Here is a 7284-nt window from a genome sequence, read left to right as displayed (position 1 = left end):
GAACAAGAGCATCCGGGAGTGGACCGAGCTGCTGGCCGGCGACGAGGTGCTGGCCACGGCCATCCTCGACCGCCTGCTGCACCGAGCGCATGTTCTCAACATCAAGGGGCGCAGCTATCGCCTGCGGGATCTGGAGGAGGCTCTCCAGCGGGCTCACGCTTGAGCCGTCGTAAAACTGGATGTCGCCTTATCTCGTAAATCTCGGTGTCGCTTGACATCCGCAAGGAAAGCGCATTGGCGGGAGCGGGCATTCCCGTGCATCCGGGCGCCGAGCGCTTCTACAAGGAAGCCGGTCTGTCCAAGAGCTGATCCAATCCGACCATCCGGTTCGACCTCTCGCGGCAGGTGCTGCGGGAGGTGTTTTGCTTGTAGCGAGAGCCCGCCATGTCCTCACCCGATGCCAATGTAATCATCGAGAACCGCAGTCTCGAGGAAAAATTCGATCCCGAGATGCGCTTCCGCCCCCTGCCTCCGACGACCGCCTGGCTCGTTGCGGGCCTGCTGCTGGCGCTCTCGTTCTTCCACTACTACACGGCAGGATTCGGACTGCTGCGGGAGGCTACCCATCGTGGCATCCACATGGCCTTCGTGCTGGGCCTGATCTTTCTCGTCTTCTCGGCCTTCAAGAGTGATCAGGAGCGGATCGCCCCATCGACCTGGTGGCGTCCGGGCAGCATTTCCGTGATCGACTGGGCTCTGGCCATCGCGGCCGCCGTCTCAAGCCTCTATGTGCCATGGATCTTCAGCGAGCTCGCCTTCCGGGTCGGCAATCCGTCGCCGACGGATGTGCTCATGGGGACGATCCTGATCGTGGTGCTGCTCGAGGCGACGCGCCGCTCCGTGGGCTGGCCGCTTCCGGTCATCGCCATCGGTGTGATCCTCTATGCCCATTTCGGGCCCTCCATGCCGGGCATTCTCCAGCATCCCGGCGCTTCCTGGTCGAACATCGTCAACCATCTCTACCTCACGAGCCAGGGCATCTATGGTATCGCTCTGGGAGTCGTCGCCACGTACGTCTTCCACTATGTGCTCTTCGGCGTGCTTGCGACCCGGGTCGGTCTCGGCAAACTCTTCATCGATCTCGCCACCTGCGTGGCGGGCCGCTATGCGGGCGGGCCGGCCAAGGTCTCGATCTTCGGCTCGGCCCTGTTCGGCATGATCTCGGGCTCCTCCATCGCCAATACGGTCACGGTCGGGTCCCTCACGATTCCGGCAATGATCCGCGTCGGGTATCAGCGCCATTTCGCGGCGGCGGTGGAATCGGCGGCGTCGACCGGCGGGCAGATCACTCCGCCGATCATGGGCGCCGCCGCCTTCCTGATGGTCGAATTCCTGAACGTGCCCTATCAGACGGTGATCCTGGCGGCGATCGTTCCCGCATGCATGCATTTCTTCGGGGTGTTCATGCAGGTCCATCTTGAGGCCAAGCGCGCCGGGCTGAAGGGGCTGCCTGCCGAGGAGCTGCCCAAAGCCGCCAAGGTCATCCGCGAGGGATGGCAGACGATCATGCCGCTCGCCGTGTTGCTGATCGTGCTGTTCTCCGGCTTCACGCCCTATCTCGCCGCCTTCTGGGGCATCACGGCCTGCCTTGTGGTGGGGGCCTCGCGCGTGCCGGCGATCACGCTCGGGTTCCTGGCCGCCGTCGTGGCGGCGGTCGCCACGGGCATGCTCACGCAGTTGGTCTTCGTCGCGCCGCTCCTCGGGCTGGTGCTGGCGCTTCTGATCACCACGTTCTTCAAGAGCGACGCGGGCAAGGCGCTCGTGCTCGACCTCGTCGATGCCTTCGTCGTCGGTGCCAAATACGCCATCGGCGTGGGGGCCGCCGCTGCAACGGTCGGCATCATCGTCGGCATCGTCACGCTCACCGGCGTCGGTTTCAAGATCTCCTTCATCGTCACGTCGTTTGCCGCTCAACTGGCGCAAGGGTTCATGGATTTCGTGCCGGCCGGCCTCTCCGACATGAAGTCCATGACGCTGTTCTTCACCCTGCTGATGACGGCCATCGTCTGCATCCTGCTGGGATGCGGCGTTCCGACGACGGCGAACTACATCATCATGGTCACCGTCGCCGCGCCGGCGCTGGGACTTCTCGGCGTCCAGCCCCTCGTCGCGCATTTCTTCGTGTTCTATTACGGGGTGCTCGCCGACATCACGCCACCCGTGGCCCTGGCCGCGTACGCAGGCGCCAGCATGGCGGGGGCCGATCCATTCAGGACCGGAAACACGGCGTTTCGGCTGGGCTTGGGCAAGGCGCTCGTGCCGTTCGTCTTCGTGTACGGCCCGGCCATGCTCATCGTCACGCCGGAATTCACCTGGCCGAGCTTCCTTTTCGTCACGGCGGGAGCCATCGTCGGGATCATGTTCCTGTCGGCGGCCTTCGCCGGGTACGGGCTGACGCCGATGCGAGCCTGGGAGCGCTGGCTCATCGGGCTCGCCTCCCTGCCGATCATCGCGCCCGATCTGGAGACCACTCTGATCGGATTGGGGATGGCAAGCCCCGTGGTCGTGTCGCAGCTATTCAGGGCACGCTCCGCCATGGTGCCGAAGCCTGCCTGATGCCAGAGTATCGGCCCCAGTTGTGGGGGCCGGTTTCGGAGTCGGATCCGATGCTCACTTTCCTGAACAGCGCATCGTGCGGAACCGAACGATGCGCGGCAGGACAACCTGAACCATTCTGCGGCCCTCCCGTTGTTCTTTGCTGGATTGAAGACAACGGGAGAGCCTTATGGTCGATTACAGGAAGCTTTTGGACGCATTCGTTGGAGCCATCGGCCGTCCTGATCATCGGAGCTCCGGCCAATCCAGCCATGGAGGCGTGAGGCAGCAGGCCGAGAAGAGCGTGACACAGATCACGGGCCAGTCGCCCGATCAGCTCCTGCAGAAAGCCAAGGATTTCGCCGCCCAGCATCCGGGGCTGACCCAAACGGCCCTGGTTGGCCTGGCAGGCCTTCTGTTCAAAGGGCGCAAGAAGGGCAAGCTGACCGGCAATCTGGTCAAGCTCGGCGGCCTCGCCGTGATCGGTGGGTTGGCCTACAAGGCATATCAGAATCAGCAAACGGCCAAGGCGCCGGCCGGAGGCGGGATCAATGCGTCCGCCGCTCCGACATCCGGTTCCGAGGAGGCCGTCGCCCAATCGGCTCTGAGCCTGCCGGAAACGTCGCGCTTCCACCCGGTTTCACAGACCGAGGACGATGCGCTCCTCTTTCTCCGCACCATGGTGGCGGCCGCCGCTGCCGACGGGCGTATCGATCAAGCCGAGCGGGCGCGCATCGTCCAGGGCCTGACCGAGGCCGGCATCGATCCTGACGCGAGTCGGTGGCTGGAAACCGAAATGGCCTCGCCCGCCGATGTCGAGGAGCTTGCCGCCAACGTCAACGATCCGGACAAGGCGGCGCAGGTCTACGCAGCCGCCCGTATCGCCATCGATCCCGACACGATCCAGGAACGCGAATTCCTGCATCAGCTGGCCGAGGCGCTCGACCTCGATCCGGCGCTGCGCACGCAGATCGACGATACGGTCGGTGGCTTGAGCTGAAACGCACTCTTCGTTCTGACGAATCGTGCTGAAAAGTGGATCCGGTTTTCCGCGCCGAGCGACGCGCTGTTCGAAAAGTGGAGGATCGGATCCCGAAAGTAGGTCCACTTCTGGGTCCGATGCGCTAGAGCGGAGAGACCCGCCCCAGCGGCTTGATGCTTTGGTACTTGATGGTGGTCTGCGTGCCGCCCTTCTCATCGTAGCGCTTCGCCAGGACGAAGCCGAGCTCGGGCGAGTAGAGGTCCGTGTGTTCGGAGGTGACCTTGCCGTCCGCATTGAGGAAGCGGTTGCGCACCACCGTGACGTTGTAGGAGCAGGAGCCGAGCTGGAGCTGCTCCTGACCCGTCACTGTCAATTCCAACGAGATCAAGGCTCCCACCTTGCCCGGCTGGGCCGGGGCATAGGTCAGGGCCCGGCGGGCCTTCGGTTCGAGCGGAAAGACGGTTCGCAGATCGGACACGGGAATGTTGATGCTTCGGGCCGTGTCGTCGAAACGGCTGATCGGAAAGAACCCTCGATAATAGATCACGTCCTGTTTTTTCCCGCCGGGATACGCGTTCACCACATGGACGAAGTGATCCGAAGCAGGGCGGACCTCCGCGATCGTTCCTTGCCGCTCCAGAACGAAGCCCAGCTTCGCGGTCTGTGCCGTCGGGCAATCGCCGCCGAGGGCCGGAAATGCGAGAAGAGCCGTCACGGCGAAAGGAAGAGCATGTCGAAACATGGCGGGGCCGCCCGGCGTTATCAGATGAAGAAGAGATGGTCGGGACAAATCCCGACCATGAAAGTTTATAACAGTTAATCTGCTGCAGTGGAAAGCGGATCTTGGATCGCTGCCGGGGTCCAGACACCGTTTCGCCCCTTCGAAAGCAGCTACTTTAGTCAGGGGACGGTTGATCTTATCCCCTGTCCTGGATCAAATACCGCCACTGCGTTTACGGATGCCCGAAAGGATATGAAGAATGGCTGAGAGGCCTCACCGTCGCACTCCCGATCAGCTTCGCTCACGGCTCTGGTTCGACAACCCCGACAATCCCGGCATGACAGCGCTCTACCTGGAGCGCTACCTGAATTTCGGCCTGACGAGCAAGGAGCTGCAGGGCAAGAAGCCGATCATCGGCATTGCGCAGACGGGATCCGATCTGTCTCCCTGCAACCGGCATCACCTCGAGCTCGCCAAGCGCGTGCGTGACGGCATCACGGCCGCGGGAGGCATACCGTTCGAGTTCCCGTGCCATCCGATCCAGGAGACGGGAAAGCGCCCCACCGCCTGCCTCGACCGCAATCTCGCTTATCTCTCCCTCGTCGAGGTTCTCTATGGCTATCCGCTCGACGGCGTCGTGCTGCTGACCGGCTGTGACAAGACCATGCCGGCCTGCATCATGGCGGCTGCGACCGTGAACATTCCGGCGATCTCGCTCAATGTCGGTCCCATGCTCAACGGCTGGCACCATGGCGAGCGCACCGGGTCGGGCACCATCGTGTGGAAGGCGCGCGAGCGTCATGCGGCGGGTGACATCGACTACCAGCAATTCATCGACATCGTCGGCTCGTCCGCACCGTCCGTCGGCCATTGCAACACCATGGGCACGGCCTCCACGATGAATGCGCTGGCGGAAGCGCTCGGCATGTCCCTGCCGGGTTCGGCCGCGGTGCCTGCGCCTTATCGCGAGCGCGGACAGATGGCCTATGAGACGGGCCTGCGCATCGTCGACATGGTGTGGGAGGATCTGAAGCCTTCCGACATCATGACCCGCGAGGCGTTCGAGAACGCTATCGTGGCCAATGCGGCGATCGGAGGTTCCACCAACGCGCCGATCCACATCAATGCGATCGCCAAGCATATCGGCGTGCCGCTCGATTGCGACGATTGGGAGCGCATCGGCTTCGAGATCCCGCTTCTGGTGAATGTGCAGCCGGCGGGCGAATATCTCGGCGAGGAGTATTTCCGTGCCGGCGGTCTGCCGGCCGTGCTCGCCGAGTTGATCGGCGCGGGAAAGATCCATGAGAATGCGCTGACCTGCACCGGCACCACCATCGGTGAGAACTGCAAGGGCAAGTTCACCTGGGATCGCGACGTGATCCGCTCCTACGACAATCCGCTCAAGGAGAAGGCCGGCTTCCTCAACCTGAAAGGAACGCTGTTCGATTCCGCGATCATGAAGACCAGCGTCATCAGCCCGGAATTCCAGGAGCGCTATCTCAACAATCCGGAAGACCCGAATGCGTTCGAGGGACCTGTCGTGGTGTTCGATGGACCGGAGGATTATCACCACCGCATCGACGATCCGTCGCTCGACATTGACGAGCACACGATCCTCATCATGCGCGGCGCGGGCCCGATCGGTTATCCCGGTGCCGCCGAGGTGGTGAACATGCAGCCGCCGGGCGCGCTCATCAAGCGCGGCGTTCTCTCGCTGCCGTGCATCGGTGACGGACGCCAGTCCGGCACGTCGGGCACGCCGTCGATTCTCAACGCTTCGCCGGAGGCAGCCGTGGGCGGCGGGCTGGCGCTGCTGCAGACGGGCGACCGCGTCCGCGTCGATCTCAACAAGCGCAGCGCCGACATCCTTCTGTCGCCGGAAGAGCTGGAGAGGCGGCGCGCCGATCTCGAAGCCAAGGGCGGCTATGCCTATCCGGCGAGCCAGACGCCCTGGCAGGAGATCCAGCGCTCCATGGTGGATCAGCTCTCCGAGGGCATGACCCTGAAGCCGGCGGTGAAGTACCAGAAGGTCGCCCAGACTTTCGGCGTGCCGCGCGACAATCACTGATCTGCAAAATCGGAACGGGGGCTGGCATGAACAGACTTCAAGGAAAGACAGCCCTCGTCACGGCGGCAGGGCAGGGGATCGGACGCGCCATCGCGGAGGCTTTCCTTCGCGAGGGCGCGAAGGTCTGGGCGACGGATCTCGATGTTGCGAAGCTGGAGGGTCTCGAGGGCGCCGAGAAGCGCAGGCTCGATGTGCTCTCGAGCGCAGATGTCGAGAAACTCGTCGCCGAGGCCGGATGCTTCGACGTTCTCGTCAATGCCGCTGGCTTCGTGCATCACGGCACGATTCTCGAATGCTCCGACAAGGACTGGGATTTCTCGTTCGACCTGAACGTGAGATCCATGCACCGAACCATCAAGGCCGCGCTGCCGGGCATGCTGGAGAAGGGCCGGGGCTCGATCGTCAACATCGCGTCCGGCGCCTCCTCCGTGCGCGGCATCCCGAACCGCTATGTCTATGGGACGTCCAAGGCGGCGGTGATCGGCCTGACCAAGGCGGTCGCGGCCGATTTCATCAAGCGTGGTGTCCGTGCCAACGCCATCTGCCCCGGCACGATCCAGTCGCCCTCGCTCGACGAGCGGATCGCGGCGCTTGCTGCGAGTTCCGGTCAGAGCCTGGAGACCGTGCGCCAAGCCTTCGTCGATCGCCAGCCGATGGGCCGGCTCGGCACGGCCGAGGAGGTGGCGGCGCTCGCCGTCTATCTCGCCTCCGACGAGGCCAGCTACACGACGGGCCATATCCACCTCGTCGATGGCGGATTTGCCCTTTGAACGATTGCCCTGGTGCCTGAGGTCGGAAAGATAAGCCCGTCCGATGGGCGCCGACCTGGTGCTTGAGGCTCATCGACCAAAATCGGGATAGGGGGGAGCCTCGCGGTTCCACCCCTCCCACACCACCGTACATACGGGTCCGTATACGGCGGTTCGTCGGATTACTCGACTGGCTGGACGTGGACAGAGGCGAGGCCGAGGCCTCTGA

The 7284-nt window shown here is 63.6% G+C and carries 6 protein-coding genes and 1 pseudogene; 6 read left to right on the top strand and 1 reads right to left on the bottom strand.

Features of this window, described 5'->3' with window-relative positions; genetic code table 11:
• The 4 genes and pseudogenes from FS320_RS34640 to FS320_RS34625 all read left to right on the top strand — a co-directional run.
• Window positions 1-142 (top strand): annotated as a pseudogene (locus FS320_RS34640) (ATP-binding protein); the annotation flags it as partial.
• A gap of 62 nt (window positions 143-204) precedes the next feature.
• Window positions 205-309: a TAXI family TRAP transporter solute-binding subunit gene (locus FS320_RS34635; protein WP_244627573.1), complete on the top strand. Its 105-nt coding sequence runs from the start codon at window positions 205-207 to the stop codon at window positions 307-309.
• Between the two features lie 75 nt (window positions 310-384).
• The gene (locus FS320_RS34630) at window positions 385-2556 is read left to right on the top strand and encodes a TRAP transporter permease (RefSeq protein WP_152716921.1); all 2172 of its coding nucleotides are present in this window, start codon (window positions 385-387) and stop codon (window positions 2554-2556) included.
• Window positions 2557-2839: 283 nt separating this feature from the next.
• Window positions 2840-3535, top strand: a complete 696-nt coding sequence (locus FS320_RS34625) for a tellurite resistance TerB family protein (protein WP_338105605.1) — start codon at window positions 2840-2842, stop codon at window positions 3533-3535.
• A 124-nt stretch (window positions 3536-3659) separates the two neighbouring features.
• On the opposite strand, the gene FS320_RS34620 is transcribed toward FS320_RS34625, so the two are convergent.
• Window positions 3660-4259 carry a hypothetical protein gene (locus FS320_RS34620; RefSeq protein ID WP_152716919.1) on the bottom strand — a complete coding sequence of 200 codons (600 nt, stop codon included), beginning with the start codon at window positions 4257-4259 and terminating at the stop codon, window positions 3660-3662.
• A gap of 238 nt (window positions 4260-4497) precedes the next feature.
• Between FS320_RS34620 and FS320_RS34615 the strand changes: the two genes are divergently transcribed.
• Both FS320_RS34615 and FS320_RS34610 read left to right on the top strand, forming a co-directional pair.
• A complete protein-coding gene (locus FS320_RS34615) occupies window positions 4498-6306 on the top strand; it encodes an IlvD/Edd family dehydratase (RefSeq protein WP_152716918.1) in 1809 nt (602 codons plus the stop codon).
• Window positions 6307-6332: 26 nt separating this feature from the next.
• The gene (locus tag FS320_RS34610) at window positions 6333-7076 is read left to right on the top strand and encodes an SDR family oxidoreductase (RefSeq protein WP_152716917.1); all 744 of its coding nucleotides are present in this window, start codon (window positions 6333-6335) and stop codon (window positions 7074-7076) included.
• Window positions 7077-7284 lie beyond the last annotated feature (208 nt).

The sequence above is a fragment of the Microvirga tunisiensis genome, from assembly GCF_009296175.1.
Classification (GTDB): Bacteria; Pseudomonadota; Alphaproteobacteria; order Rhizobiales; family Beijerinckiaceae; genus Microvirga; species Microvirga tunisiensis.
The sequence above is the reverse complement of the archived record's forward strand: the minus strand, read 5'-3'. Positions and strand labels throughout refer to the sequence as shown.

Excerpts from the sequence above, each read along its gene's own strand:
- FS320_RS34630 (WP_152716921.1), top strand. The coding sequence starts at position 385 with ATGTCCTCACCCGATGCCAATGTAATCATCGAGAACCGCAGTCTCGAG.
- FS320_RS34620 (WP_152716919.1), bottom strand. The coding sequence starts at position 4,259 with ATGTTTCGACATGCTCTTCCTTTCGCCGTGACGGCTCTTCTCGCATTT.
- FS320_RS34615 (WP_152716918.1), top strand. The coding sequence starts at position 4,498 with ATGGCTGAGAGGCCTCACCGTCGCACTCCCGATCAGCTTCGCTCACGG.
- FS320_RS34610 (WP_152716917.1), top strand. The coding sequence starts at position 6,333 with ATGAACAGACTTCAAGGAAAGACAGCCCTCGTCACGGCGGCAGGGCAG.